Source organism: Bradyrhizobium sp. SRS-191 (genome assembly GCF_024586915.1).
In the GTDB taxonomy this organism is placed as follows: Bacteria; Pseudomonadota; Alphaproteobacteria; order Rhizobiales; family Xanthobacteraceae; genus Bradyrhizobium.
The window spans coordinates 87,055-113,360 of sequence record NZ_JANBVS010000007.1; the positions used below are offsets into that span (position 1 = coordinate 87,055).

Genomic DNA, 26,306 nt, shown 5'->3' on the forward strand with positions numbered 1-26,306 from the left:
CCCTGGATTGCTTCGCTTCGCGCGCAATGACGGAGGAACGAGCGGTGCTTTCAACGAGGAGTCTGACATGGGTCCCGGCTGCTCGCCACCTCCACCGCCGTTGTCCCCGCGAAGGCGGGGATCCAGTACGGCGCGACGGTTCGGTCGAGCACAGCCGCCGCGGCATACTGGATCGCCCGGTTGAACCGGGCGATGCCAGCCGGGCTGGTCGGATGAGACGGTGGACCGACCAGCGCTGTCAGTCTCGTGCCGGTCGCCGTAACGCCGCCGTAACCCCGGATCGCAACCATGCCCCCCGGCAACAAGCGGTTTCACAGGCAGCCCAAAACCATTATGGTGCCGGACCATGTTGCCGCCACGCGGTTCCGATTTCGAGTTCAATCAACGGGTTATGGCCTGGTGACGCAGGTCAGGAGAGCGGTTTGACGCGCTATGTTTCGACCCGCGGGGAGGCCCCCGCGCTCACCTTCTGCGATGTGATGCTGACCGGGCTCGCCCGCGACGGCGGCCTGTACGTGCCCGAGACCTGGCCGCAGCTGACGTCCGAGACCATCGCCTCGTTCTTCGGCCGGCCCTATTGGGAGGTCGCGGTCGAGGTCATCAAGCCGTTCGTCGCCGGCGAGATCTCCGATGCCGAGCTCGGCCGCATGGCCAACGAGGCCTACGCCACCTTCCGCCATCCCGCGGTGGTGCCGCTCGACCAGATCGCCCCGCACCAGTTCGTGCTCGAGCTGTTCCACGGCCCGACCTTGGCGTTCAAGGACGTGGCGATGCAGCTGATCTCGCGGCTGATGGACCACGTGCTGGCCAAGCGCGGCGAGCGCACGACCATCGTGGTCGCGACATCGGGCGATACCGGCGGCGCTGCGGTCGACGCCTTCGCCGGCCGCGACAATGCCGATCTGATCGTGCTGTTTCCGCATGGCCGCATCTCCGAGGTGCAGCGTCGCATGATGACGACGTCGGGCGCGTCGAATGTGCACGCGCTGGCGATCGAAGGTCATTTCGACGACTGCCAGGCGATCGTGAAGGGCCTGTTTAATCATCACGCCTTCCGCGACTCCGTGGCGCTGTCCGGCGTGAACTCGATCAACTGGGCGCGTATCGTCGCCCAGGTCGTCTACTACTTCACGTCGGCGGTCGCCGTCGGCGCGCCGCATCGCGCCGTCGACTTCACCGTGCCCACAGGCAATTTCGGCGACATCTTCGCCGGCTACGTCGCCAAGCGCATGGGCCTGCCGGTGCGCACCTTGCGCGTCGCCACCAACGTCAACGACATTCTTTCCCGTACGCTGGCCACCGGCATCTACGAGGTGCGCGAGGTGCATGCGACGGCGTCGCCCTCGATGGACATCCAGGTCTCGTCGAATTTCGAGCGGCTGTTGTTCGAGGCCGGCGGCCGCGACGCCGGCGCGGTGCGACGGCTGATGGAGAGCCTGAAGCAGTCCGGGCGCTTCGTGCTGCCGGATGCGATGCTTTCGGAGATCCGGTCCGGTTTTGAGGCGGGGCGTGCCGACGAGACGGAGACGGCGGCGGCGATTCGCGCCTGTTACCGCGAGGCCGGCGATCTGGTCGATCCGCATACGGCGGTGGCGCTCGCGGTGGCCGATCGCGACGGCACCGATACCTCGGTGCCGAACATCGTGCTGTCGACGGCGCATCCCGCCAAATTCCCCGACGCGGTCGAGGCCGCTTGCGGACAGCGTCCGCATCTGCCGGTCTGGCTGGAGGGGCTGATGAGCAAGCGCGAGGACATCAGGATCATGCGGAACGACCAGGCCGAGGTGGAGAAATTCATCCGCTCGGTCAGCCGGGCCGCCAAGCAGGGAATTGCATGATGGGCGTGGAAGTCACCAAGCTGCCGACGGGGCTGACGGTCGTCACCGACACGATGCCGCATCTGGAGACGGCGGCGCTCGGCGTCTGGGCCGGTGTCGGTGGTCGCGACGAGAAACCGGACGAGCATGGCATCTCGCACCTGCTGGAGCACATGGCGTTCAAGGGCACGACGACGCGCAGCGCGCGCGAGATCGTCGAGGCGGTCGAGGCGGTCGGCGGCGATCTCAACGCCGGTACGTCGACCGAGACCACGGCCTATTATGCGCGCGTGCTGAAGGCCGACGTGCCACTGGCGCTCGACGTGCTCTCCGACATTCTGGCCAATCCGTCCTTCGTGCCGGAGGAGCTGGAGCGCGAGAAGAACGTCATCGTGCAGGAGATTGGCGCGGCGCAGGACACGCCTGACGACGTCGTATTCGAGCATCTCAACGAGCTGTGCTTCCCCGACCAGCCGATGGGCCGGTCGCTGCTCGGCACCGCCAAGACGCTCGAGGCGTTCGACCGCGACAAGCTGCACGGCTATCTGTCGACGCACTATCGCGGACCCGACATGGTGGTGGCCGCCGCCGGCGCGGTCGATCATCAGCGCGTGGTCGAGGACGTGACCAAGCGCTTCGCCAGCTTCAACGGCGGCGAGGGACCGAAGCCGCTGCCGGCGGCTTTCGGCAAGGGCGGCTCGCGGGTGGTGCATCGCGATCTCGAGCAGGCGCATCTGACCCTGGCGCTGGAGGGCGTGCCGCAGGCCGATCCGTCGCTGTTCTCGCTGCAGGTGTTCACCAACATCCTCGGCGGCGGCATGTCGTCCCGCCTGTTCCAGGAGGTGCGCGAGAATCGCGGGCTCTGCTACTCCGTCTACACTTTCCACGCGCCCTACAGCGACACCGGCTTCTTCGGCCTGTACACCGGCACGGATCCGGCCGACGCGCCCGAGATGATGGAAGTCGTCGTCGACATCATCGGCAACGCGGTGGAGAGCCTGACCGACGCTGAGGTGGCGCGCGCCAAGGCGCAGATGAAGGCGGGGCTGCTGATGGCGCTGGAGAGCTGCAGCGCCCGCGCCGAGCAGCTCGCGCGGCATATCCTCGCTTATGGCCGGCCGCAGACGCTGCAGGAGATGGTCGCCAAGATCGAGGCGGTGAGCGTCGAGAGCACGCGCGATGCGGCGCGTGCGCTGCTCGCACGCAGCAAGCCGGCGGTCGTGGCCTTGGGGACCGGCAGGGGTCTGGACACGGCAGTGACTTTCGCCGAAGGTCTCACCGGGCCGAAGTCGAAGGCCCAGCTGCATTGAGCACGGGTCCTGACACGTCGAGCACCTGGCGGATCGCCGCCGGGAGCGCCGGCGGTGGATTCGGGTGCTGAAGAGCAGGGGAGCATCACCGATGGCCCTGTTTCGTTTACCGTCCAGTGGACCGGCTGCGCTCGCCCCGCGCGGCAATGGTCTGCTGCTGCGTTCGCCACAGATGGCCGACTACGCCCAATGGGCGCGGCTGCGCGAGATCAGCCGCGATTATTTGACGCCATGGGAGCCGATCTGGCCGTCCGACGACCTGACGCGCTCCGGCTTCCGCCGCCGGCTGCGCCGCTATGCCGAGGACATCTCGGCCGACCGCTCCTACCCGTTCATCGTGTTCCGCGAATCAGACGGCGCCATGCTCGGCGGCATCACGCTTGCCAATGTCCGGCGCGGCATCGTCCAGGCCGGCACGATCGGCTACTGGATGGGCCAGCCGCACGCCCATCACGGCTACATGACGTCGGCGCTGCGGCTGCTGCTACCGACCTTGTTCGGCGAGCTCAATCTGCACCGTGTGGAGGCCGCCTGCATCCCGACCAATACGCCGTCGATCCGGGTGCTCGAGAAGTGCGGTTTCACCCGGGAAGGGCTGGCGCGGCGCTATCTCTGCATCAACGGGGTCTGGCAGGACCATTACCTCTATGGCCTCCTGCATGAGGATTTTCGCGGTTAGCATTTGTGATCGGGCGGGGAGAATGCGAGGCCGAACGGGGCTGGTTCCGGCCTCTGAAATGGGTATAGACGCCTTCAGGTGAGCCGCCTTGATGCCGGCGTCCTTCGGCTTGGCCGCGCTCGCGCGATCCGAGCCGTGGGTCGGGCCGTCGAGCCGGGCGACCGAGATGCCGGGGACTTCGAGATGCGACAGACGCGTGTGATTCGGGTGGGGACGTTGGCAGCCGTGCTGCTGGCCATGGGAGCGGCAGCGGTCGCACCGCCGGCTGCGGCCCAATCGCTCACGGACCGTTTCAAGAGCCTGTTCGGCGGCGGCTCGGACGACAAGGAGCAGCAGAACCTGCCTGCAGGCGGTCCGCCCGTCGATCCGACCGAGGGCTTGACCTGTCCGCAGGTCAACATCCGGGCTGGCGCCTCGACCTATGCGGTGGCGGTGCCCGGCAAACAGGCCGTCGGCAACGACGTGCGGTTTCAGGCCTCGATCGTCAAGACCGCGCGTGAGTGCAATCTCAACGGCGCCGAGATCGTCGCCAAGATCGGCATCCAGGGCCGCGTCGTCGCCGGGCCCGCCGGCGCGCCGGCCACCGTCGATATCCCGGTGCGCATCGCGGTGGTCCAGGGTGGAATCGGCGAGAAGGTGATCGCCACCAAGGCCTACCGGACCACGGTGCAGATGACCGGCGACGGCAGCGTGCCGTTCACGATTGTCGCCGAGGACATGGTCTATCCGGTGCCGCCGCCCGGCGCCAACGCCGACAATTACGTGTTCTACATCGGCTTCGATCCGCAGGCCCTGACGCCCGAGCGCGGCAAGAAGCGGAAGTGAGGCGCGGCCGGTCGCACCGGCGGCCAGGACGGGAACAGGTTGGAAAAGCAAAAGGCCGGTGCGCGGCACCGGCCTTTTGGAAGATGTTGGATCGATCGAGCGCGGCTCAGTTCAGCTTGCGGCCGACTTCTGCGATGCCCTTGGCGACCAGGTCTTCGCCGAGACCGCCCTTGACCGACTGCGACAGCACGGTCGCGGCGGCCTGGACAGCGGCGTCGGCCGCGGCGGCCCGGACGTCGGCCAAAGCCTGGGCTTCGGCGAGCGCGATCTTGCTCTCGGCGGCCTTGGTGCGACGGGAGACGAAGTCTTCCATCTTGGCCTTGGCGTCCGCCGCGATACGCTCGGCTTCCGCCTTCGCGCTGGTGACGATCTCCTCGGCCTCACGCTCGGCGCTGGCGCGGCGGGTCTTGTAGTCGGCGAGCACCTTGGCCGCCTCGTCCTTGAGCCGCTTGGCCTCCGCCAGCTCGTTCCTGATGCGATCGGCACGGTGGTCGAGCGCCTTCAGGATCATGCGGTGGACACCGAGATAGGCGAACAGGCCCATCAGGATCACGAAAGCAATCGCAACCCAGGTTTCCGGATCAGCGAGCAAATGCATCAGGCTGTTCCCTTCAACGATGCATCGACCGCAGCTTCCACCGTCTTGGCCGCAGGGGCCTTGCCGGTGAGCTGCTGCACGATCGCAGAGGCCGCATCAGCGGCGATGCCGCGGACATTGCTCATTGCGGTCGCACGCGTGGTGGCGATGGACTTCTCAGCTGCCGCGAGCTTGGCCGCGAGGCTATCTTCCAGCGCCTTGCGTTCGGCATCCGACGAGGCCGCGAGCTTGTCGCGGGTTTCGGCACCAATCGCCTGGGCGCGGGCGCGAGCCGTCGCCAGCTCGGTTTCATACGCCTTCATCGCGGCTTCGGATTCATCCTTCAGCCGCTGTGCCTCGGCCAGATCGCCGTCGATCGCCTTCTGGCGGGCGTCGATGACGGCCCCGACCTTCGGCAGCGCCACACGCGACACGATCACGTACAGCGCCACGAAGGCGATCACCAGAGAGACGATCTGGGAGGGAAAGGTTTCCTTCGAGAAGGGAGGGAAACCATGCCCGCCATCGGCCTCCGTATGGGCGCTTGCGGTGCCCTTGGCCTCGCCGCCCTTGGCCTCACCATGACTTTCAGCCACGGGCTTCTCCTGTCCGGCTCAGGCCGTCTTAGACGGCGTACAGCAGGAGCAGGGCGATCAGCAGCGAGAAGATGCCGAGCGCTTCGGTCACCGCGAAGCCGAAAATCAGGTTGCCGAACTGGCCCTGGGCGGCCGACGGGTTGCGCAGAGCAGCCGACAGGTAGTTGCCGAAGATGATGCCGATGCCGGCACCCGCGCCACCCATGCCGATGCAGGCAATGCCCGCGCCAATGTACTTCGCTGCGACCGGATCCATGACGAACTCCTTTGAGAGGTTAGGTAGAGAGGGCCGGATCAGTGGCCCGGATGGATAGCATCGTTGAGATAGATGCAGGTGAGGATCGTGAAGACGTAGGCCTGGAGGAACGCGACCATCAGCTCGAGGCCGGTCAGGGCGACCGTGAGACCGAGCGGCAGCAGCGCGCCGACCTTGCCGACGAAACCGAGCGCGCCGAGCATGGTCACGAAGCTCGCGAACACCTTCAGCGTGACGTGTCCGGCCAGCATGTTGGCGAACAGACGGACGCTGTGCGAGATCGGGCGGGAGAAGAAGGAGATGATTTCAATCACGACCACCAGCGGCAGGATCACCGCGGGGATGCCGGACGGCACGAACAGCTTAAAGAACTTCAGGCCGTTCTTGTAGAAGCCGTAGATGATGACCGTCAGGAACACCAGGAGCGCCAGCGCGAAGGTGACGATGATGTGGCTGGAGACGGTGAAGGTGTAGGGGATGATGCCGACGATGTTCGAGACGAAGATGAACATGAACAGCGAGAACACCAGCGGGAAGAACGTCATGCCGTGCGAGCCGGCGCTGGTTCTGATGGTGTTGGCGACGAATTCGTAGGACAGCTCGACCATCGACTGGAAGCGGCCCGGGACGAGCGCGCGTCCGGCGGCCATCATCATGACGGCGATGAGAACGACCGCGAGCAGCATGTACGCGGACGAATTGGTGAAGGCGATCTCCTGATTGCCGATGTGGCCGATCGTGAAGATCTTGTTGAGGTGGAATTGATGGATCGGATCGATCATCCGCGTGGCGTCTCAGTTGTTCACCGGCCACGCCGGCGCTTTGCAATTCACTCGTGGGCCTTCAGAGTCGTGGGCCTTCAGAGTCACGGTCTTTCGCGCAGAACTCACTGGCGGGACCTGTCGGGAGCTATGCCTGCAGATCTCACCACGTTCAACACGCCGGCGGCGAAGCCGAGCAGGAAAAACACGATAAATCCGAAGGGCGATGTCGACAGCAAGCGGTCGAAGCCCCAGCCAAGCACCGCGCCGACGAGGACACCGGCGATCAACTCGGAGGACAGTTGCAGGCCACGCGCCATGGCCGAAGCCCGGGCTGCAGTGTCACCGCCGCTGTTTCCAGGTTGATCAGCCCCGATCTTTCGGCCGTCGCGAAATTCGGACAACCGTTGGTCGAGACTTCCGAGCCTTGCGGAAAGCGCAACCTCATCGGGCGACTTGTCGCGATCTCCGTGTCCGCTGCTCTCGTTCGTGCCATCCGCCATGTGCTTGTCCGCCATGTGTGGAGACCCGACCCGTTGCTGCGAGTTTCAGGAAATAGCGCCCCATCGCCCTTTAAAGCCGCGCGGACCATACTGACCGCATCCCCCCAAGTCAAGATTGCGTGTTGATCTGTTAGATGTCTGATTCTGCTCGTTTTCTCGGCTTTTTCGTCAGATCGGTCGCGCGTGTCACCGCGCCGCATCAACAGTGTTCTGTGCGGTTGCGATGGGGCGCAGGTCGAGCCGCTCAGCCGGTGCTCCAAGGCGGCGCCGATACGCCTGGTCCCCGGAGCCGGGAACCCGCGGCGGCGCACGTCCACGGCGGGGCCGGCACGACGTAAGGGACGAGCGCGTTGAAATCGCGCCGCGGCGCCTCTACGTGAGTTCAACCGGCGTCGCCTGTGGCAGGTGACCGCAGTCGAGGCAATGTCATGGCGGCGACACAATGCGAGCGTGCATGGCGGCCATCCCGAACGCGCCCTGGAGAGCGAGACATGACTGTCATGAAGTCCTGCCGGCAGCCCCTCCTCGCCGTTCTGGCATTGAGCTGTCTCGCGGGAGCGGCCTTGGCGGCGGACGACAGCGCCCCCGATGGTGACAAAGGGCGCTATACAATGTCGACCACGCCGGACGGCGTTGTCCGCCTCGACACGCGGACAGGGGCGGTCTCGACCTGCAACAACAATTCCGGTTCGGGCTGGGCGTGCTATGCCGTTCCGGACGAGCGCGCGGCGCTGGATGCCGAGATCGGCCGGCTGCAGGGAGAGAATGAGAGCCTGAAGGCTCAGCTCGCCTCGCGCGACCACAGCATCGCCGGCAAGATCGACGAGGCGCTGCCGAAGGACCAGGCGCTACCGAAATCCGATCAGCTGAAGAAGGCCGAGCCCAAGGCAGGTGATAAAGCGGGCGACTCCAAATCGGCCGATGCAACGCGCAAGCTGGAGATTCCGTTGCCCAGCGACCAGGACATGGATCGCATGATGGGCTTCCTGGAGCAGGCCTGGCGCCGGCTGCTCGACATGGCGACGCGGGTGCAGAAGGACGTCTCTGGCAAGATCTGAGGTCGAGCCGAGGAGGCGGGGCGCATGCCCACAAGATCGACATCGCGGACGGCACCGTCGGCCATAGCTCTCAATACTGTCGTGACCTCGACGTTGACCGTCCAGACGCGGGGCCGCGGCTTCACCGATCTCACGCGCGAGGCCGACGCGTTCCTGTGCGAGGTCTCCGCGAGAGAAGGTGTCGTCACCGCCTTCATCCGCCACACCTCGGCGTCGCTGACGATCCAGGAGAATGCTGATCCGACCGTGCTGCGCGATCTCACCACGGCGCTGGCGCGGCTGGCGCCGGAGGACGGCGGCTGGGTGCACGACACCGAGGGGCCCGACGACATGCCGGCGCACATCAAGACCATGCTGAGCGCGGTCTCCCTGCAGGTGCCGGTGAAGGACGGCCGCATGCTGCTCGGCACCTGGCAGGCGATCTATTTGATCGAGCATCGCGCGCGTCCGCACGCCCGCGAGGTGGTGCTGCAGTTCATCGGCGCGGTCTGATCGCAAAAGACGAAACCCCGGGGCTGAAACGCGGAACGGCCGCGGAGTGATCCGCGGCCGTTCGTTCGAAGGGGATGCGAGCGGGATTGCCGCTCGCATCATGATCAGGTCGACTGGATGTCGACGTCCTTGGTTTCCGGCAGGAACAGGAAGCCGACCACCGCGGTGATGACGGCGAACGTGATCGGGTACCAAAGGCCGGCATAGATATCGCCGGTCGAGGCCACGATCGCGAACGCGGTGGCCGGCAGCAGGCCGCCGAACCAGCCGTTGCCGATGTGATAGGGCAGCGACATCGAGGTGTAGCGGATCTTGGTCGGGAACAGCTCGACCAGCATCGCGGCGATCGGGCCGTAGACCATCGTCACGAAGATCACCAGGATGAACAGCAGGCCGATGATCGCGGCGACCTGCGGACGGAAGACGTCGAACGGATGCGCCATCTTCACGATGGCCGCGTCGCCCGCCTTCGGATAGCCGGCGGCCTGGACGGCCGCGAGGATGGCCGGGTTGCCGGCCTTGGCGTCGGCATAGGCCACGTCGGTGCCGTTGACGGTCACCTTCACGCCCGAGCCGGCCGGGCCAGGAATGGTCGAGTATTTGACCGACTGCTGGGCCAGATAGGAGCGGGCGGTGTCGCAGGGCGCGCTGAAGACGCGGGTGCCGACCGGATTGAACAGATCGCCGCAGCCCGCGGGATCCGCCACCACTTCAACCTTCGTCGTCTCGATGGCCTTTTCCAGCGCCGGGTTGGCGTTGCTGGTGATCATCTTGAAGATCGGGAAGAAGGTCAGCGCCGCGATCAGACAGCCGCCCATGATGATCGGCTTGCGGCCGATCTTGTCGGAGAGGATGCCGAACACGATGAAGAAGCCGGTGCCGAGCAGCAGCGACCAGGCGATCAGCAGGTTGGCGGTGTAGCCGTCGACCTTCAGGATCGATTGCAGGAAGAACAGCGCGTAGAACTGGCCGGTGTACCAGACCACGCCCTGGCCCATCGTGGCGCCGATCAGCGCGAGCAGCACGATCTTGCCGTTGCCCCAGTTGGCGAAGGCTTCGGTCAGCGGCGCCTTCGAGCTCTTGCCCTCTTCCTTCATCTTCTGGAACACGGGCGACTCGTTGAGGCGCAGACGGATCCAGACGGAGACGCCGAGCAGCAGCACGGACACCAGGAACGGAACGCGCCAGCCCCATTTCGCGAAGTCGGCCTCGCCGATGATGGTGCGGGTGAACAGGATCACCAGCAGCGACAGGAACAGGCCCATCGTCGCGGTGGTCTGGATGAAGGAGGTGTAGTAGCCGCGCTTGCCCATCGGAGCGTGCTCGGCGACATAGGTCGCGGCGCCGCCATACTCACCGCCGAGCGCGAGGCCCTGCAGCAGGCGCAGACCGATCAGGATCACCGGCGCTGCGAAGCCGATGGTCTCGGCGTTCGGCAGGATGCCGACGATGAAGGTCGACAGACCCATGATCAGGATCGTGACCAGGAAGGTGTATTTGCGGCCGACGATGTCGCCGATGCGGCCGAACACGATGGCGCCGAACGGGCGGACCAGGAAGCCGGCGGCGAAGGCGAGCAGCGCGAAGATGTCGCGGGTGGCCGGCGGATAGGCGGAGAAGAACTGCGCGCCGATGATCGAGGCCAGCGACCCGTACAGGTAGAAGTCGTACCACTCGAAGACGGTGCCGAGCGAGGAAGCCAGAATGACGAAACGTTCGTCCTTCGTCATGCCTCCCGTTCTCGCTGGTGTGGCGACCATTGTTGACATTGGCATTCGCTCCCCAAGATCGTTTGTGATGATGGCTTCGTCTCCGCATGCCGGACTTGGACGGCTGTCGTCGCGGAGGCCTTGGCGCCTAAGTAACATTGCAGTGAAACTCGGCCCAATACGACTTTCGGCCCTGGCTCCTGAGGCGGGCGGGAAAGGTGGGGACATTGCGGCGGATCAAGTTCGCTGATCGGGCGCTGCGCTACGTATGCTGCGTCGCACAAGGCGGGGATTAACCGCCTTCCCTCCAAGTGGAATTGCATGCTTGCATGCAACCGGTGGCCGGGCGAGTATTTCCGGAAAATCGGCGCGCATGCAGATGCAGCATGCCGTCGCCGACGCGAGGTCACGTCAGGATTGTTCAAGTCAGGATTTATGGCGGCTGCCAGCACCCATCTCGTCATTGCGGATGATCATCCGCTGTTCCGTAACGCGCTGCGGCAGGCGGTCGCGAGCGTGCTCAGCGAGGCCGTGGTCGACGAGGCCGGCTCTTTCGAGGATCTGACTGCGCTCCTGGAAAAGGATTCCGAGGTCGACCTCGTGCTGCTCGACCTCACCATGCCCGGCATCTCCGGCTTCTCCGGGCTGATCTATCTCCGCGCGCAATATCCGGCGATCCCGGTGGTGATCGTCTCGGCCAGCGACGACGGCGCGACGATCCGCCGCTCGCTCGATTTCGGGGCGTCCGGCTTCATCCCAAAGCGCTTCGGCGTCGACACGCTGCGCGACGCCATCAAGAAGGTGATGGATGGCGAGGTCTGGGTGCCGGCGGACACCGACTTTGCCGCCGGCGCCGATCCGGAGATGGCGAAGCTGCGCGACCGCCTGGTGACGCTGACGCCGCAGCAGGTCCGCGTGCTGATGATGTTGTCGCAGGGGCTGCTCAACAAGCAGATCGCCTACGAGCTCGGCGTCTCCGAGGCGACCATCAAGGCGCATGTCTCGGCCATCCTGCAGAAGCTCGGCGTCGAGAGCCGGACGCAGGCCGTGATCGCCGCGGCGAAGATCGCGGGCAGCGCGTGGCGGCAGGACGTGCCGACGGGGAAGTGACGGGCTGATCGCCTGTTGATCCAAGCCTGTTCGATCCAAAGCCGGTCTCCAGGGCGAGATTGTTGACCCTCGTGGTGAGGAGGCGCGTAGCGCCGTCTCGAACCATGAGGCCACAGCGCGGGCCTTGCCCTTCGAGACGCCCGCCTGCGGCGTGCTCCTCAGGGTGAGGGGCTCCAATCCCCGTGAGTTCAGGCAGCGCGATCACAGCAACGCCGGCGCCAGAAGCTCAGCTCGTTTGATCGATGGTTCATCGCGACACACCTTCTCAGCCTCGCGGCGCATGACGCGTCCGAGCTTTGCTCATCATCGCCCTCTCTGAAGCAGAGGGCGCAGGGAAGGCCGGGCGCTGGCCGCGCCCGTGGCCCGCCTGCAGAAAAAAAGCAGGCGGCAGTCACCACAGGTCTGGCCGAACACGCCCGGCCCTCCCTGCGCGATGGTTTTGACGGCTGCTCCGTGCTCTCCCCGGGGACCGGCGTTCTTGCCCCCGTCATCCGCAGCATCGTCGCTACGGACTTGGCATCAGCACCGGGATGCCAGGACCACACGGCTTGACCGTGCGCGCCGGATCGTTCGTCCGCGAGACCAAAGCCCGCTGCGACCCGACGCGCCCACCGCATCCCGCACCCCACGTTCGTGACGATCGCGAAGCGCCCCTCATGGCGGGCACGGGACGACTCAAAAGAGTAGCATGATTTCTGGGAAAAAGAAATAAATTTCTGTGCTCGGATTTGCTCGTACGTGTCGCATGTCAAGCCCACGCAGACCTGCTAACCTCCACCGCATGACGCGAACCCGAACCTGGGTCGAACGACCGGTGGTCCCCACCTGCTGATCCCTGCCGATCTTCTGTCAGAATGGCACGGCATCGAGGGATGGGGCGATCACGACGACCCTTCCGATCAGAGCGACTATGCGCGCGCCTGCCGGGTGACGAACTGGCTCGGGGCGATCAGCTGCGGGCAGGGTGTCGCCGTCGTGTTGTCCGGTGATGCCGGCGATGTGGCCTGGTACTCCGACGACCGGGACGACCGGGGTTTCCTGGTGCAATGGCTCGGCGTCAACGACGAGGGACTGATCGGTCCTGCTCTGCAGACGTCGCAACTGCGTGTCGATCTCGACGGCCCCGGGGCAGAGCGGCTCGAATTCGAGACCGGTGTGTCGGGTGTGATGTGGCTGACCGATGCGGCTGATCCAGGCGATGATCGGCGCAGCAACCATCTGACCGTGGCGTTGCGGCCGGGGCGATATTTGGCGCGGGCGATGGCTCACGACTCTGCTCGCCTGCTGATTGTCGTCCGCGAGCTGTGTTGGACCGGCCCGTCGCCCGTGGGTAGGATGAGAAAGCAGGCGGCCGCTCGCGGCTTCCTGATCCGGCGTGGGCTGTCACGCTGCACGACAGGGACGGGCCAGCACGATGTCAGGATTCCGGCGCATGCGTCTGGCTTTTCCAGTGGCCGCCATTACGATCGCGCAGATCTCGCCAGCGGCCGCCTGCTCGTCCTTGAGCGGGCCGTCTTCCGAGGAGCAGTTGTTCGCGAAGGCGACTTCGGTGTTCGTCGCGCATGTGACGTCGGTCGCAGAGATCGCCGCACCGGACGATGTGAGGAAGCATTACCCGCAGATCCTCGAAGCGTCGATCAACACCATCGAGGTGATCAAGGGGCAGCCGCCCGCCGATGCGAAGGTCAGGAGCCTGCCGTTGGGATACGGCAATTGCACGCTGCCGCTGCTGGCAGGTGCCGACTACATCTTCTTCTTTCAGGATCAACTGTCCTACGTCACCTTCGTGACCGGATCCGCCGGACCCATCCTGAATCTCGCCGGGACCGAGGTGCGCGGGCGACTCGAGCGGCTGAGATCGCTGGCAAAATGAGGCGCTTGCCTGCACATGGCCGCCGCGGCTCAACAGTCCCGGATCGTCAGCGAGCTGATCTCGCGGGGAGCTGACGTCCATGCCCGCAACAGGGGCGGTGCGCAACCGCTGCACTACGCCGCCGATGGCGGGCCCGGATCGCCAGGCTGGAAGCCCGATGAGCAGGTCATCGTGATCGCCGCGCTGGTGCGAGCCGGTGCGGACCCGAACGCGCTCGACAACAGCGGCGTCGCGCCGCTGCCCCGCGCCGTATGTAATCGCTGTGCGAACGCGGTGATGTCTCCGATCGAGGCTGGCGCCGATCCACGTCTGCGCAACAAGAGAGAATCCGCCGATCGGCACATGCGGCCGGCAGCGATCGGGATCGCCGCCGGCAAGTGGTCAAAGCGGCGCTGCCCGCTCGATCCCGCTGCGCCTGCAGCGGATCAAGCTACGAACGATGCCTGGATCCATTCTCAGCGATCGTAGTAGCCGTGATGATGATGGTGGTGGTGATGATGATGGCCTCGTCCGATGCTGACGCCGCCGACGCCGGGAATGCCGATGACCGTGCGGTGATGGTGATGATGGTGGTGGTCGTGATAGTGCCGGCGGCCTCTGCGGATGATCACGGTTTCTGCCACCTTGACCTCGTCCGTTTTGGCCTGGGCGCGTGCGGCGTCGTCGGCCTGCAGCACTGCCAGAGCATTTGGAAGTGGTGCGAGCAACTCGGCGTAGGACGAGGCCTGCGGGATGGCGGACGGGTTCGCGCCTGGCAATGTATTGGCCTGTGCGCCACTGGCGGTGATTGCGGCGGCTGCGGCTCCGAGCAGTGCGGCTGTCTTCTTGTCCATATCGGTGTTCTCCAGGGACTGGATCTCGACACGCCGCTTTTCGACGCATGGAAGCCTGAACGCAGATCCCGCTGCCTTGTTCCTTTCGGAGGTGCTGCGGACGGATCATTGTCGCACGGGCCGGTCACCGCGCGGCCGCTCGCCAGCCGCGCTAAAGAAAGCGCTTCACGAACTTCAGCGTCGCCTCCGCCACCTCGCGCCAGCCGCTGTCGATGGTCAGCGAATGGCCGCGTTGCGGAAGCTGAGCGAACTCGGTGACGGCGTGCTGGTTGCGCTTCTGCAGCTCATAGGCGGCGTGAGCGACGGAGGGCGGCACAGTGTGGTCGTGCTCGCCGGAGATGATCAGCAGCGGTCCGCGGTTCGCGGCCTCGCTGTCGACGCGGGCTTCGGTCCAGGGATTGAGGTTGGCGGCCGCGGCCTGGAAGATCGGGCGACCCGGAGCCGGCGCCTGATAGGCGTCGTAGAGGTTGTCGCTCTCGGTCTCGGGCACCGCGTTGGCGAAGGCATAGCGAAACTGGTCGGGCGTGAGGCTGACATTGCGGCTGGTGTTGGCGGGATTGTGCAGCACCGGCCAGGCCGAGCGGAGTGCGGAGATGGGCAGCGGCAGCACGCCGCGGAACGGCGCCGGATCGATCGCGACCGTCGCGGCCGATAGGCCGCGGCCGGCGAGGATCTGCGCGATCAGGCCGCCGAAGGAATGGCCGATGAGGGCGGGGCGGCGGTCGAGCCTGCCTGCGATCGCGGCGAAGTGGGCCGCGACCTCGCCGATGGTCTCCGGGGCGGCGGCGCCGCCCATCTCCGCCGGCCAGCCGGGGGCCAGCGCGGCGAAGCCGGCAGCGTTGAACATCTCGGCCCAGCGGTCCCACGAACTCGGCTTCAGCCACAGGCCGTGAATGAAGATGACCGAGAGCCTTTGCGATGCGTTGGCCTCCCCAATCGCCTCATCGAGGGAATGCGTCGTCATGATCGGTGTCCTTCCACGCGGGATTGGAGAGGTGATGTGAGATCAGCGCGCTGACGGTGCGTTGAGGAAGGCGTCGATCGCGGCGACCGTCGCGGCGGGCTGCTCCTCCATCAGCCAATGGCCGGAGCCTGGAATGACCTGCTCCTGCACGTTGTCGGCGCCGGCCCGTGTCACCGTGGCCATGGTCGCGCCGAACGATGCGCCGCCGCCGATCGCCAGCACCGGCATCGTCAGCTTGCCGTGCGCCGCGAGCCAGGCGCGGTTGTCGATCGCGTCCTGATCGAAGGCTGCAAACTGGCTGAAGCCGGCATGCATCCGTCCCGGGCCGGCGTAGAGCTCGGCGTAGTGGACGCGCGCGGCCTCCGGGAAGTTCGCAGGCTTGGCCGAGAACTCGTTCCAGAAGCGGTCGAGATAGATGCGCTCGCGGCCCTCGACCAGGCGCTCCATGTCCGGACCGCCGAAGCGGAAGTGCCACAGCAGCGGGTTCTTCAGGATCTCCTCCCATGGGCCGATGCCCGGCACCGGCGCATCCATCAGCACCAGCTTGGTCACGCGGTCGGAGTGCCGCGCGGCGAGCGCATAGGCGACCATGTTGCCGATGTCGTGCGCGACAACCTCGGCAGTGCGTGCGCCCAGCGCATCCATCACGCCGGCGATGTCCTCGGCTTGGTTGGCCTTCTCGAACCCCTTGTCGGCGCGGGCGGAGAGGCCGAGCCCGCGCAGGTCGGGCACGATGACGGTGTGGTTCGCTGCCAGCTTGGCGGCGAGCGGCACCCACATGTCGCCGGTGTCGCCATAGCCGTGCAGCAGCACGACCGCCGGCCCGGTGCCGCCGACGCGGACGTGGATCGTGGTGCCGTTGGTCGGAATCTCCTGGGTGCGGAAGCCGGCCGGGAAATGGCCCGGCGCCTCGGTGGCGTCGGCAAGGGCGACGGCGGCCAGCGCGGTGAGTGCGGTGGCGGCGAGCGCGGTTCGTTGCAGCAGGCGGGGCAAAGTCATGATGATCTCCTCTGGGCTTGTCGATGTACGCAAAGCTAGACGAGGGACGCTCGCGGTATTAGAGGGTATGGGCGCCAAGGATTTTTGCTCTGGACGCAAAGATGATGCTGGCCAGTGCCGACCGTGCGAGGGATCTCGAAGTGTTCTGCGCCGTCGCCGACAGCGGCAGCTTCTCGGCGGCCGGGCGGAGCCTCGGGCTGACGCCATCGGCGGTCAGCCGCACGCTCGACCGCATCGAGATCAGGCTCGGCGCGCGGCTATTGCTGCGCTCGACGCGGGCGCTGACGCTGACGGCCGAGGGGCAGGCCTATCTGGCGGCCGCCCGCCGCATCCTCGCCGATCTCGACGAGGCGGAGCAGGCGATCGCCGACCAGGGCGCGCCGCGCGGGCGCATCCGGGTCAGTGCCGCGCTCTCGCACGGCCGTCTCTGCATCGTGCCTCTGCTCGGCGAGTTCGTGCGGCGCTATCCGAACATCCTGGTCGACATCAATCTCAGCGACGGTCTCGTCGACATCGCGGCGGGACAGGCGGACGTGGCGATCCGCGGCGGTCCTATGGCCGACAGCGCGCTGACGGCGCGCCGGCTCAGCGACAACGGCCGCAGCATCGTCGCCTCGCCCGATTATCTCGCGCGCTGGGGCGTGCCGGAGACGCCGGAGGATCTGCACAACCACAATTGCCTCAACTTCAGCTTCCGCCGCGCCGAGCCGGTGTGGCCGTTTCGCCGCGACGGCGTCGACTACGCGCTGAAGCTGCGCGGCGCCATCGAAGCCAACAGCGGCGACACGCTCACCGAACTCGCGCGCGATGGCGTCGGCATCGCCCGCGTCGGTGATTTCAGCTTGGGCAACGCGATCGCCGACGGCCGGCTGGTGCGGCTGCTCGAGGCGTTCAATCCCGGCGACCGTGAGGTCTTCCACGCGGTGTTCGTCGGCGGCGCCAACACGCCGGCGCGCGTGCGCGTGTTCGTGGACTATCTGGTGGAGCGGATGGGCGCGCGGCGAGAGTCGTAGTCGTCATGGATCACGCGTGCCGCCCGCTCGCGCTCGAAAGCCCAGGCGGGCGGCCTGCGTGTCCTGGCGATCAGGCCGGCTGCAAGGTGAGATCGACCTTGGGGAAGTCGATGACGGTCTGCGCCGCGTTGTTGGTGTAGTTGGTGAGGACGTTGATCGCGACGTTGGCGATGATCTCGAGCAGCCGGCCATCGTCCAGGCCTGCGGAGCGGGCCGCTGTGAGATCAGCGTCGGCCACCTGGCCCTTCGCTTCGAGGACGCGGCGCGCGAAGCGCGCGATGGCGGCGTCCGTCGTGTCGTCAGCCGTTCCCGCGCGCGCCTTGCGCAGGCCGTCGGGGGAGAGACCTGCACCCTTGCCCATCAGCGAGTGCGCCGCGAGGCAATACTCACAGCCGTTGGCCTGGGCGACGGTGAGCGCGATGATCTCGCGCTGCCTGGCCGTGAGCGCGCCCTTGGCGAGTGCATCCGAGAAGCCGACGTAGCCGTTCAGCACGGCCGGCGACTGAGCGAAGGTCGAAAACAGGTTCGGCGTCATGCCGATCTTGGCCTTCACGGCGGACAGCGTGGCGAGAACGCCGGCTTCGGCGCGGGCGGTGTCGACGACAGCGATACGGGGCATGGGGAAGATCCTTTATTGGACTGCGGGGTTGCACGCGCTCTCTATGCCGGACTATTGGTGACATCAGGTGCCGAAAACATTGCAGATCGTACCGAGGGCGTCTCATGGATCCGTTCGCCGCCTTGTTCGCCCATGTCACGCCGCGGGCCCGGACCTTCTTCGCCGGCAACCTCTGCAACACCGTGGAGTTCGGGCCGGAGGGCCATCTGCATCTGTTCAAGGGCGGCGTGCTGACGCTGGTTCAGCCGGGCGCCGATGATCTGGATCTGCACGAGCCGACCTTGCTGTTCTTCCCGCGCGGGCGCACGCACCGCTTCCGCGTCGATCCCGACCGCGGCGCCGATCTGGTCTGCGCCACCGTCGAGCTCGGCGGCGCCGAGGGCAATCCGATCGGCGAGGGGCTGCCGGAGCTGGTGATCATGCCGCTCGCCGGGCATCCGACGCTCGCGCCGGTCTGCGACCTCCTGGTCGCCGAAGGCTTTGCCGAGGGTGGTGGGCGGCAGGCGGCGCTGGACCGGCTGTTCGACTATCTGCTGATCCTGATCGTGCGCCATGTCGTAGCCGGCGGTCGCGTCGAGAGCGGCGTGCTCGCCGGTCTTGCCGATCCGCGTTTGGCGAAGGCGCTGACTGCGATCCACGAGGCGCCGGCCAAGGCGTGGACCCTGGAGGATCTGGCCGAGGCCGCCGGCATGTCGCGCACGCGCTTCGCCGACCTGTTCCGGACGCGCGTCGGCCGCACGCCGATCGACTATCTCACGGCCTGGCGCATGACGCTGGCGCGGCAACTGCTGGCCAAGGGCAAGCCCGTGAAGAGCGTCGCGGCGCAGGTCGGCTACGACAGCCCCGCCGCGTTCTCGCGCGTGTTCAGCCGGACGTCGGGACGCCCGCCGAGGGAGCTGGCGGGCAAGGGCGATCGCGACGGCTGAACAGGCCGCGCTTCGCTGAGCCGCTCGTGCCTTCGCTTGAACGCTTTTGCGAACGACGGTAACCCAAGCTGGGTTGCGTGTGGGGCGTGTCATCGTGAATGAGGTCGAGGAAAAGGCGCTCGCTGGGGCAATGGCGGGCAAGGCCGAGGAGGTGCGCCATACGCCCGTCCCGGCCTGGGTGGATCTCGCCGCGTATGCGGTGGAGCCGTCGCCGGAGCAGGAGTCCTGCGTTGCCAACGGGGTCTGCCGGCTGCTGGCCGATGTCCAGGTCAACCTCACCGGATCACAGCCGCTCTGGACGTTTCGGTCGGCGCAACGGATCCTGACCAAGGAAGGCGCCGAGAGGGCGTCCCACATCGTCATCGAGTTCGACCCCGGCTACCAGACGCTCGAGGTCCACTATGTCCGCATCCTGCGCGGCGACCAGCGCATCGAGCATGCGCAGCCCGGCTGTTTCCAGGTCTTCCGCCGCGAGCGCGACATCGAGCGGCTGATGCTCAACGGGCGCCTCACCGCGTCTTTCCTGGTCCCGGACGTGCGCGCCAACGATATCCTGGAGTTCTGCTGCTCGCTCCATGGCGACAAGCCGATCTTCCGCGGCAAGTATCTGACCTGGGTGGCGCTCGACGCGTTCAATCCGACCTTCGATCACCGTCACCGGCTGTTGAAGCCGCGCGACCGCAACATCGCCAGCCGCGATTTCAACGACCCTCCGCGTCCAGAGATCAGCGTGCATGACGACATCGAGGACATTCGCCGGCGTCTGGTGGGTCAGAAGAAGCGCGGCCCGAGCGCGCCATTGACGCCCCCCTGGGTTTTCGAGGTGCCTGCGTTTCAGCTCAGCGAGTTCGAGAGCTGGGGCGAGGTCGCGGGCTTGATGGCCGGGGCCTATGACAGCCACGGCATTCCGCCGGAGCTCGCCATCGAGATCGATCGGATCGGCCAAGCCTTTGCTGAGCCCGAGCAGCGGGCGGTGGAATGGCTGCGCCTGGTCCAGGGCGAGTTGCGCTACTTCTTTCTCTCGTTGGGGGAGGGCGGCCTGACGCCGCGCGACCTCGAGACGATCTGGTCCGGTCGCTTCGGCGACTGCAAGGACAAGGCGCGACTGTACGTGGCCGGTGCGCGCCGCCTCGGACTCGACGCCTGTGCCGCGCTGGTCTCGACGACGCATGGTGTCGCGCTGGACCAGGTGCTGCCGAGCCCGGCTGTGTTCGATCATTGCATCGTCCGCCTCCGCCTCGGCGGACGCAGCTATTGGCTTGATCCGACCCTCTCGCTTCAGGGCGGCAGCCTCGGCCAGATCGAAGTGCCGCATCTCGGATGGGCCTTGCCGCTGGCGCCGGACGTCTCTCGGCTGGAGCGCCTGCCGGAGCACGCCGTCCACCAAATCATTCACTGCCACGACGACTGGCGCATCGGTCCAACGCGCCAGGCTCCGGCCACGCTGCGTCGCAGCCTGGAATTCTCTGCCTGGGGTGCCGACCAGGTCAGAAACATGATTGCGAATGAGGGGGAGGCCGGCCTCGCACGCAGCTTGCTCAACCAATTGCAGGCCAATTGGCCGACGGCGACTGAAGCGATGCCGATCGAGATCCAGGACGACCGGGTCCAGAACAGGATATTACTGGATGCACGATACGCGGTCAGTGACTGTTGGCGCGGATCGGACAAGCCTGACGAAATTCGTCTGCAGTTCGTCGAAAACCATATCAGCACAGACGTGTCAGCCGCCGGACGTGCCGCGCGCGAGCACGATATCTTTCTTGGTCGTCCCAGGCGCCTCTCGTGGCTGCTTCAGGTAGAAATGCCACGCGACTGGCCGGACGCGAGGTCCGAGGAGTCCCATGATCTGCCCGGCCTCAGGCTCGCGAGCCGATGCAGCGCCGAAGGCCGCCATATCGAGAGCTTCATGGAATTGACGGTCGAGAGCTGGACCCTGCCGCGGTCCAAGGCCGAGGAGTACGACCTCCTCGTGAGGTGCGCGCAGCAGAACATCCTGTTTGTCCATGCATCGGCCAAGCACGACAAGATCCGCCCGCCCGGCTTTCAATCGAACCTGAACCTGAAGTTCTCGGCTCCATTCGTCTTTGTGGTCCTCTGGCTCGCCATCGCTGTCCTCCGGGCGCTATTGACGGCAGGCAACCACTGAGCTGGCGACAGCGCAATTCGGCAAGAGAGGGCCTTCGCTACTCCGCCGCCACCATCTGCTGGATCCGCCATTGTCCGAGCAGCGCGCGCAGCGACGCCGGCTTCAGCGGCTTGTTGAGCACGGCGATGTTGTCGTCGCGGGCGGCGGCGCGGACGTGCGGGCTGCGGTCGGCGGTGATCAGGATCGCGGGCAGCGTCTCGTTGAAGCGGCGGCGGATGTCGCGGATCGCGGCGATGCCGTTGCCGCGGTCGAGGTGATAGTCGACCAAGAGGCCGGTGACGGCGCCATTGCGCGCCGCGATGGCCTCCTCGGCGGACTCCGGATCTGAGACGGCGATCACTTCGGCGTCCCAGGCCGTGAGCAATGTGCGCATGCCGTCGAGAATCGCCGGATCGTTCTCGATGCAGACGATCAGCGCGCCGCCGATCGACGTCTTGGCGAGCGGCGTGGCGCTGGTGACGGCCGCAGTGTGGTTGATGGCTTTCGCGATCGGCACGGTGACTGAAAAGACCGAGCCGCGGCCGGGCCGCGAGTCCAGCGCGATGCCGTGGTTGAGCACGCGCGCGATGCGCTCGACGATCGACAGGCCGAGGCCGAGGCCGCGGGCGATCCGCGCGCCCTGTTCGAGGCGGTGGAATTCCTTGAAGATCTCGCCGCGCTTGACCGGGGGGATGCCGACGCCGGTGTCATACACGCCGATCTGCAATGACGTGCCGTGGCGGCGGCAGCCGACCAGCACGCGGCCATTGGGCGTGTATTTGATGGCGTTGGAGATGAAGTTCTGCAGCAGCCGGCGCAGCAGCAGGCGGTCGGATTCGACCGGCAGTGAGGACGGCACGAAGATCAGCTCGAGACCTTTGGCGCGCGCGGCCGGCGCGAACTCGATTTCCAGCGAGCGCATCAGATCGGCCATCTTGAAGCTCGACACTGACGGCGTCATCGCGCCGGCATCGAGCCGGGAGATATCGAGCAGCGCGCCGAGGATTTCCTCGATCGCTTCGAGCGAGTCGTCGATGTTCTCGACCAGGCGTGAATCCTCGCCTGCCGTCTGCCGCTCGACCAGGCTCGTGACGTAGAGCCGCGCCGCGTTCAGCGGCTGCAGGATGTCGTGGCTGGCGGCGGCGAGGAAGCGCGTCTTGGAAATGTTGGCGTCCTCGGCGGCGCTCTTGGCGACCGCGAGCTCGGAGTTCAGCCGCGTCAGCTCCTCGGTGCGGTCGCGCACGCGCTTTTCCAAGGTGGCGTTGGCGCGCTCCAGCGCTTCGGCGGCCTCGAACGACGGCGTCACGTCGGTGAAGGTGATGACGAGGCCGCCATCGGGCATGCGGTTGGTGCGGACCTCGATCACCATGTGGCGGTCGGCGAGGCGCTCGAGATAGGGCTCGCCCTCGGTGGTGTAGGCGGCGAGCCGTCGGGCCAAGAGCGCCTCGCTGTCCTCATAGGTCGGCGCGCCGATCGTGCCCATGAATTCGAGGATTTCCTTCAGCGGGCTGCCGATCTGCACGAGATGCGGCGGCAGGCCGAGCAGGTCGACGAACTGGCCGTTGGAGCAGATCAGCTGCAGATCGGCGTCGAACACGGCGATGCCCTGGCGCACATGGTTGAGCGCGGTCTGCAGGATCTCGCGGTTGAAATGCAGCGCGGCGTGGGAATCGTCGAGCAGCTTCAGCGCGGCCTTGGCCGACACGGTGCGCTTGCGCAGCAGGAGCGACATCACCAAGCGCGACGACGCCGCGCCGATCGACGAGGCGATCAGGTGCTCGGCATGACGCAAGAGTTCGAAATCCGCGGGCGAGGCCGGATCGAGCGACATGTTGCGCTGAAGGGCGAACGCCTCGAACGAGGCGCGGGCGCGGTCGGGACCGAGATATTGGCCGACCGTGCTCTGGATGTCCTGCACGGTCACGGTCGATCGCCAGCGGCGGAAGCTCGGCGCGCTCGGCGTCAGCTCGGCCGGTACGAACAGATCGGCCTGCAGCAGCTCGATCGACGATGGCTGCCGCGCCAGCGACAGCACGATATAGGTGAGCAGGTTGAGCGACAGGCTCCACAGCACGCCATGCAACAGCGGCGGCAGGTCGGTGCCGAGCAGCGCCTGCGGCCTGAGCGCCTCCAGCCCGAACGGGCCGTGCTGCAGGAACAGGATGCCCGCCGTCGAGGTGTCGAGGAAGCTCGGGATGAACAGGGTGTAGAGCCAGACGGCGAAGCCGACCAGCATGCCGCCCATGGCGCCGCGCGCGGTGGCGCGCCGCCACAGCAGGCCGCCGAAAAAGCTCGGCGCGAGCTGCGCGATCGCGGCGAACGACAGCAGGCCGATCGCGGCGAGCTGCGCGGTGCCGAGCGCGCGGTAGTAGAAATAGGCCATCACCATGATGGCGAAGATCGCGATACGGCGGGTGCCGAGCAGGAAGCCCGCGAAGTCGCGGCCGATCTCGCGCTGCGCCTCCTGGCGCTGCAGCACCAGGGGCACGACGATGTCGTTGCAGACCATGATCGACAGCGCGACGCATTCGACGATCACCATCGCGGTCGCCGCCGACAGGCCGCCGACGAACACAAGAATCGACAGCCATTGCGAGCCTGCCTCGATCGGCAGCGCCAGCACATACATGTCGCTGTCGACGGCGCCGAACGGAAAGGTGACGAGGCCGGCGAGCGCGATCGGGATCACGAACAGATTGATCGCGACGAGATAGAGCGGGAACAGCCAGCGCGCGCGGGAGACTTCCGCGTCGCCGGCGTTCTCGACCACGCTGACGTGGAACTGGCGCGGCAGCAGCATGGCGGCGCAGAACGACAGCAACGTCATGGTGAGGAAGTTGCCGATCCCCGGCACGTATTCCAGCGCGCGCTCGGCCTCCGGCGATTTCATCGCGCGCTCGATCAGCTCGACCGGCGAGAACATCCAGAAGGTGACGAAGGCGCCGGCCGCGATGAAGGCGACCAGCTTGATGATCGACTCCGTGGCCACCGCGAGCATCAGGCCATGCTGGTGCTCGGTCGCATCGGTCTGCCGCGTGCCGAACAGCACCGCAAACATCGCCATCGCGAGCGTCACCATGAGCGCCATGTCGCCGACGATCGGGATGTGGGCGAAGGCGCGGTCGTCGATCAGGATGGTCTGCAGCGAGGAGGCGACGGCCTTCAGCTGCAGCGCGATGTACGGCACCGAGCCGATGATCGCGATCAGCGCGACGGTGGCGGCCACCGCCTGGCTCTTGCCGTAGCGCGCGCCGATCAGGTCGGCGACGGAGGTGATGTTCTGCGTCTTGGCGAGATGGATCACGCGGCGCAGCAGCGGCGTGCAGGCGCCGACCATCAGGATCGGGCCGAGATAGATCGCGAGGAAATCGACGCTGGTGCGCGAGGCGAAGCCGACCGAGCCGAAGAACGTCCAGGACGTGCAGTAGATCGCCAGCGACAGCGGGTAGATCAGACCGGCCAGCCGCCCGCGCCCCTCCGCCGGCCGCCGCTCCCCGGCCCGGTTGCCGCGGCTGGCGACCAGGAACAGGAAACCGATATAGCCGAACGCGGCCAGGATCACGCCCCAGTCGTGCAGCATGTCTCGCGCGAACTCCTCGCTCGTTCCGCCCTGGATTGGGCCGCGAGCTTAGCGCCTTGGAGGAGGAGGGGCGATAGGGATGTGCCGGAGACGCAGGGAACGCGGAGGCATCGTTAAGGGCGGGCGGTCGCCTTCGCTCTCGCGGCGCGTCTTGCCCATGAGAGCCGACGTCGGCACAGCAGGGCCGGTGCACTCCCCTCCCCCTTGCGGGGAGGGGTTGGGGGTGGGGGTCTCCGGGCGCTGAACTGAGATGGCGTGCGCGTCGGACGATCCGCTCGCGACTGAGCGGCGGGAGTCGTCGCTCTAGAGATCTTGGGGCCTCATTGAAAGCGGGACTCGTGGACCCCCACCCCCGACCCCTCCCCGCGAGGGGGAGGGGAGCGCACCGCTGTCGCGTCCACGCGTGCGGGCTCACCACAACAAGTCGAACAGCTACTCCGCTGCCAGCGGCTTCTTGTGCAGCGCCAATCCCAGGCGCTCCCAGACCTGCAGCAGGGCTTCGGCCAGGCGGTCGATCAGGCCGTCGTCGTGGTAGGGCGAGGGCGTGATGCGCAGGCGCTCGGTGCCCTTGGCCACCGTGGGATAGTTGATCGGCTGGATGTAGATGCCGTGCTCTTCGAGCAGCAGGTCGGAGGCCTGCTTGCACTTCTCGGGATCGCCGACGAACAGCGGCACGATGTGGGTGTCGTTGTCCATGACCGGCAGGCCGGCGGCGTTGAGGATCGCCTTGACGCGCGCGGCGCGGTCCTGATGCCGCTCGCGCTCCCAGCTCGACGACTTCAGGTGCTTGATCGCAGCCGTCGCGGCCGAGCAGATCGGCGGCGGCAGCGCGGTCGTGAAGATGAAGCCCGGCGCGTAGGAGCGCACGGCATCGATGATCTCACCCTTGGCGGCGATGTAGCCGCCGAGGCAGCCGAACGCTTTCGCAAGCGTGCCTTCGAGAATGTCGATGCGGTGCATGACGCCGTCGCGCTCGGCGATGCCGCCGCCGCGCGGGCCGTACATGCCGACCGCGTGGACCTCGTCGACATAGGTCATCGCATTGTAGCGCTCGGCGAGATCGCAGATCGCCGATAGCGGCGCGACGTCGCCGTCCATCGAATACAGGCTCTCGCAGGCGATCAGCTTCGGCCGGGACGGGCCCGCGGCAATCAGCAGCTGTTCGAGATGGGCGAGGTCGTTGTGGCGCCAGATCTGGCGCTCGCAGCCGGACTGGCGCACGCCCTCGATCATCGAGTTGTGATTGAGCGCATCCGACAGGATCAGGCAGTCCGGGATCAGCTTGGCGAGCGTGGCGATGCCGGTCTGGTTCGAGACGTAGCCGGAGGTGAACAGCAGCGCCGCTTCCTTGCCGTGGAGATCGGCGAGCTCGGCTTCCAGCTGCACCAGGGGATGATGCGTGCCGGCGATGTTGCGGGTGCCGCCGGCGCCGGTGCCGACGCGGGTCGCGGTCTCGACCATGGCGCCGACCACCTTGGGGTGTTGGCCCATGCCGAGATAGTCGTTCGAGCACCAGATCACGACGTTGCGCGGACCGCTCGGGGAGTGCCAGGTCGCGTGCGGGAACCGGCCGGCGATACGTTCGAGATCGGCGAAGACCCGGTAGCGGCGCTCATCATGCAGACGACCGAGGGCGGCACTGAAGTACTGGTTGTAGTCCATCACGAAACCTGACGTG

24 protein-coding genes and 1 pseudogene are annotated in these 26,306 nt (G+C 66.6%); 13 read left to right on the forward strand and 12 right to left on the reverse strand.

All coding sequences use genetic code 11. The annotated features are described in order from the left end of the window. Nucleotides 1-422: 422 nt before the first annotated feature. From thrC to NLR35_RS14715, 4 genes are all read left to right on the forward strand, one after another. Nucleotides 423-1,838 (forward strand): threonine synthase, encoded by a 1,416-nt coding sequence (gene thrC, locus NLR35_RS14700; RefSeq protein WP_257167246.1) that lies wholly within the window; start codon nt 423-425, stop codon nt 1,836-1,838. After that, nucleotides 1,838-3,127: a pitrilysin family protein gene (locus NLR35_RS14705; protein WP_257167464.1), complete on the forward strand. Its 1,290-nt coding sequence runs from the start codon at nt 1,838-1,840 to the stop codon at nt 3,125-3,127. The genes thrC and NLR35_RS14705 overlap by 1 nt, the downstream gene beginning before the upstream one ends. Nucleotides 3,128-3,218: 91 nt before the next feature. Next, nucleotides 3,219-3,806, forward strand: a complete 588-nt coding sequence (locus NLR35_RS14710; protein ID WP_257167247.1) for a GNAT family N-acetyltransferase — start codon at nt 3,219-3,221, stop codon at nt 3,804-3,806. Nucleotides 3,807-4,022: 216 nt separating this feature from the next. After that, nucleotides 4,023-4,631: a hypothetical protein gene (locus tag NLR35_RS14715; protein ID WP_257167465.1), complete on the forward strand. Its 609-nt coding sequence runs from the start codon at nt 4,023-4,025 to the stop codon at nt 4,629-4,631. A 106-nt stretch (nt 4,632-4,737) separates the two neighbouring features. Here the strand turns inward: NLR35_RS14715 and NLR35_RS14720 are convergent, their stop codons facing one another. The 5 genes from NLR35_RS14720 to NLR35_RS14740 form a co-directional block, all read right to left on the reverse strand. After that, the gene (locus NLR35_RS14720; protein WP_257167248.1) at nt 4,738-5,229 is read right to left on the reverse strand and encodes an ATP F0F1 synthase subunit B; all 492 of its coding nucleotides are present in this window, start codon (nt 5,227-5,229) and stop codon (nt 4,738-4,740) included. Beyond that, nucleotides 5,229-5,804, reverse strand: a complete 576-nt coding sequence (locus NLR35_RS14725; protein WP_006615623.1) for a F0F1 ATP synthase subunit B' — start codon at nt 5,802-5,804, stop codon at nt 5,229-5,231. Before NLR35_RS14725 ends, NLR35_RS14720 begins: the two co-directional genes overlap by 1 nt. A 28-nt stretch (nt 5,805-5,832) precedes the next feature. Beyond that, on the reverse strand, nt 5,833-6,060 hold the full coding sequence (locus NLR35_RS14730; protein WP_006615622.1) for a F0F1 ATP synthase subunit C: 228 nt from the start codon (nt 6,058-6,060) through the stop codon (nt 5,833-5,835). Between the two features lie 38 nt (nt 6,061-6,098). After that, nucleotides 6,099-6,842, reverse strand: coding sequence for a F0F1 ATP synthase subunit A (locus NLR35_RS14735; protein ID WP_006615621.1), 744 nt, complete (start codon nt 6,840-6,842; stop codon nt 6,099-6,101). A 104-nt stretch (nt 6,843-6,946) separates the two neighbouring features. Continuing rightward, nucleotides 6,947-7,324, reverse strand: a complete 378-nt coding sequence (locus tag NLR35_RS14740) for an AtpZ/AtpI family protein (protein ID WP_257167466.1) — start codon at nt 7,322-7,324, stop codon at nt 6,947-6,949. A 491-nt stretch (nt 7,325-7,815) separates the two neighbouring features. On the opposite strand from NLR35_RS14740, the gene NLR35_RS14745 reads away from it, so the two are divergent. Both NLR35_RS14745 and NLR35_RS14750 read left to right on the forward strand, forming a co-directional pair. Next, entirely contained in the window at nt 7,816-8,382 is a 567-nt protein-coding gene (locus tag NLR35_RS14745; RefSeq protein ID WP_257167250.1) for a hypothetical protein, read from the forward strand. Between the two features lie 24 nt (nt 8,383-8,406). After that, nucleotides 8,407-8,874, forward strand: coding sequence for a secondary thiamine-phosphate synthase enzyme YjbQ (locus tag NLR35_RS14750; protein WP_257167251.1), 468 nt, complete (start codon nt 8,407-8,409; stop codon nt 8,872-8,874). 104 nt (nt 8,875-8,978) lie between these two features. Here NLR35_RS14750 and NLR35_RS14755 read toward each other — a convergent pair whose 3' ends face one another. Next, nucleotides 8,979-10,604, reverse strand: coding sequence for an MFS transporter (locus NLR35_RS14755; RefSeq protein WP_257167252.1), 1,626 nt, complete (start codon nt 10,602-10,604; stop codon nt 8,979-8,981). A 414-nt stretch (nt 10,605-11,018) separates the two neighbouring features. Between NLR35_RS14755 and NLR35_RS14760 the strand changes: the two genes are divergently transcribed. From NLR35_RS14760 to NLR35_RS14775, 4 genes and pseudogenes are all read left to right on the forward strand, one after another. Then, nucleotides 11,019-11,693, forward strand: a complete 675-nt coding sequence (locus NLR35_RS14760; protein ID WP_257167253.1) for a response regulator transcription factor — start codon at nt 11,019-11,021, stop codon at nt 11,691-11,693. An 864-nt stretch (nt 11,694-12,557) separates the two neighbouring features. Beyond that, nucleotides 12,558-12,899: pseudogene (locus tag NLR35_RS34310) on the forward strand (hypothetical protein); the annotation flags it as partial. A 226-nt stretch (nt 12,900-13,125) separates the two neighbouring features. Further along, on the forward strand, nt 13,126-13,566 hold the full coding sequence (locus NLR35_RS14770) for a hypothetical protein (RefSeq protein ID WP_257167255.1): 441 nt from the start codon (nt 13,126-13,128) through the stop codon (nt 13,564-13,566). A 15-nt stretch (nt 13,567-13,581) separates the two neighbouring features. Further along, on the forward strand, nt 13,582-14,034 hold the full coding sequence (locus tag NLR35_RS14775) for an ankyrin repeat domain-containing protein (protein ID WP_257167256.1): 453 nt from the start codon (nt 13,582-13,584) through the stop codon (nt 14,032-14,034). Here NLR35_RS14775 and NLR35_RS14780 read toward each other — a convergent pair. The 3 genes from NLR35_RS14780 to NLR35_RS14790 all read right to left on the reverse strand — a co-directional run bounded on the left by NLR35_RS14780 (nt 14,022) and on the right by NLR35_RS14790 (nt 16,362). Next, complete coding sequence (locus NLR35_RS14780; protein ID WP_257167257.1) at nt 14,022-14,399, reverse strand: hypothetical protein; 378 nt, start codon at nt 14,397-14,399, stop codon at nt 14,022-14,024. The genes NLR35_RS14775 and NLR35_RS14780 overlap by 13 nt on opposite strands. Before the next feature lie 151 nt (nt 14,400-14,550). Then, entirely contained in the window at nt 14,551-15,363 is an 813-nt protein-coding gene (locus NLR35_RS14785; protein ID WP_257167259.1) for a carboxylesterase, read from the reverse strand. Nucleotides 15,364-15,405: 42 nt separating this feature from the next. Then, complete coding sequence (locus NLR35_RS14790) at nt 15,406-16,362, reverse strand: alpha/beta fold hydrolase (RefSeq protein WP_257167260.1); 957 nt, start codon at nt 16,360-16,362, stop codon at nt 15,406-15,408. 101 nt (nt 16,363-16,463) lie between these two features. Between NLR35_RS14790 and NLR35_RS14795 the strand changes: the two genes are divergently transcribed. Beyond that, the gene (locus tag NLR35_RS14795) at nt 16,464-17,375 is read left to right on the forward strand and encodes a LysR family transcriptional regulator (RefSeq protein WP_257167261.1); all 912 of its coding nucleotides are present in this window, start codon (nt 16,464-16,466) and stop codon (nt 17,373-17,375) included. Between the two features lie 70 nt (nt 17,376-17,445). Here the strand turns inward: NLR35_RS14795 and NLR35_RS14800 are convergent, their stop codons facing one another. After that, nucleotides 17,446-17,994, reverse strand: a complete 549-nt coding sequence (locus NLR35_RS14800) for a carboxymuconolactone decarboxylase family protein (RefSeq protein WP_257167262.1) — start codon at nt 17,992-17,994, stop codon at nt 17,446-17,448. A gap of 104 nt (nt 17,995-18,098) precedes the next feature. Between NLR35_RS14800 and NLR35_RS14805 the strand changes: the two genes are divergently transcribed. Both NLR35_RS14805 and NLR35_RS14810 read left to right on the forward strand, forming a co-directional pair. Then, nucleotides 18,099-18,920, forward strand: coding sequence for an AraC family transcriptional regulator (locus tag NLR35_RS14805; protein ID WP_257167263.1), 822 nt, complete (start codon nt 18,099-18,101; stop codon nt 18,918-18,920). Between the two features lie 130 nt (nt 18,921-19,050). Next, the gene (locus NLR35_RS14810; protein WP_257167265.1) at nt 19,051-21,069 is read left to right on the forward strand and encodes a DUF3857 domain-containing protein; all 2,019 of its coding nucleotides are present in this window, start codon (nt 19,051-19,053) and stop codon (nt 21,067-21,069) included. 37 nt (nt 21,070-21,106) lie between these two features. Here the strand turns inward: NLR35_RS14810 and NLR35_RS14815 are convergent, their stop codons facing one another. Together NLR35_RS14815 and hemA are read right to left on the reverse strand one after the other, a co-directional pair. Continuing rightward, nucleotides 21,107-24,628, reverse strand: coding sequence for a PAS domain-containing hybrid sensor histidine kinase/response regulator (locus NLR35_RS14815; RefSeq protein ID WP_257167266.1), 3,522 nt, complete (start codon nt 24,626-24,628; stop codon nt 21,107-21,109). 432 nt (nt 24,629-25,060) lie between these two features. Continuing rightward, nucleotides 25,061-26,290, reverse strand: coding sequence for a 5-aminolevulinate synthase (hemA, locus tag NLR35_RS14820; protein WP_257167267.1), 1,230 nt, complete (start codon nt 26,288-26,290; stop codon nt 25,061-25,063). Nucleotides 26,291-26,306: the final 16 nt, after the last annotated feature.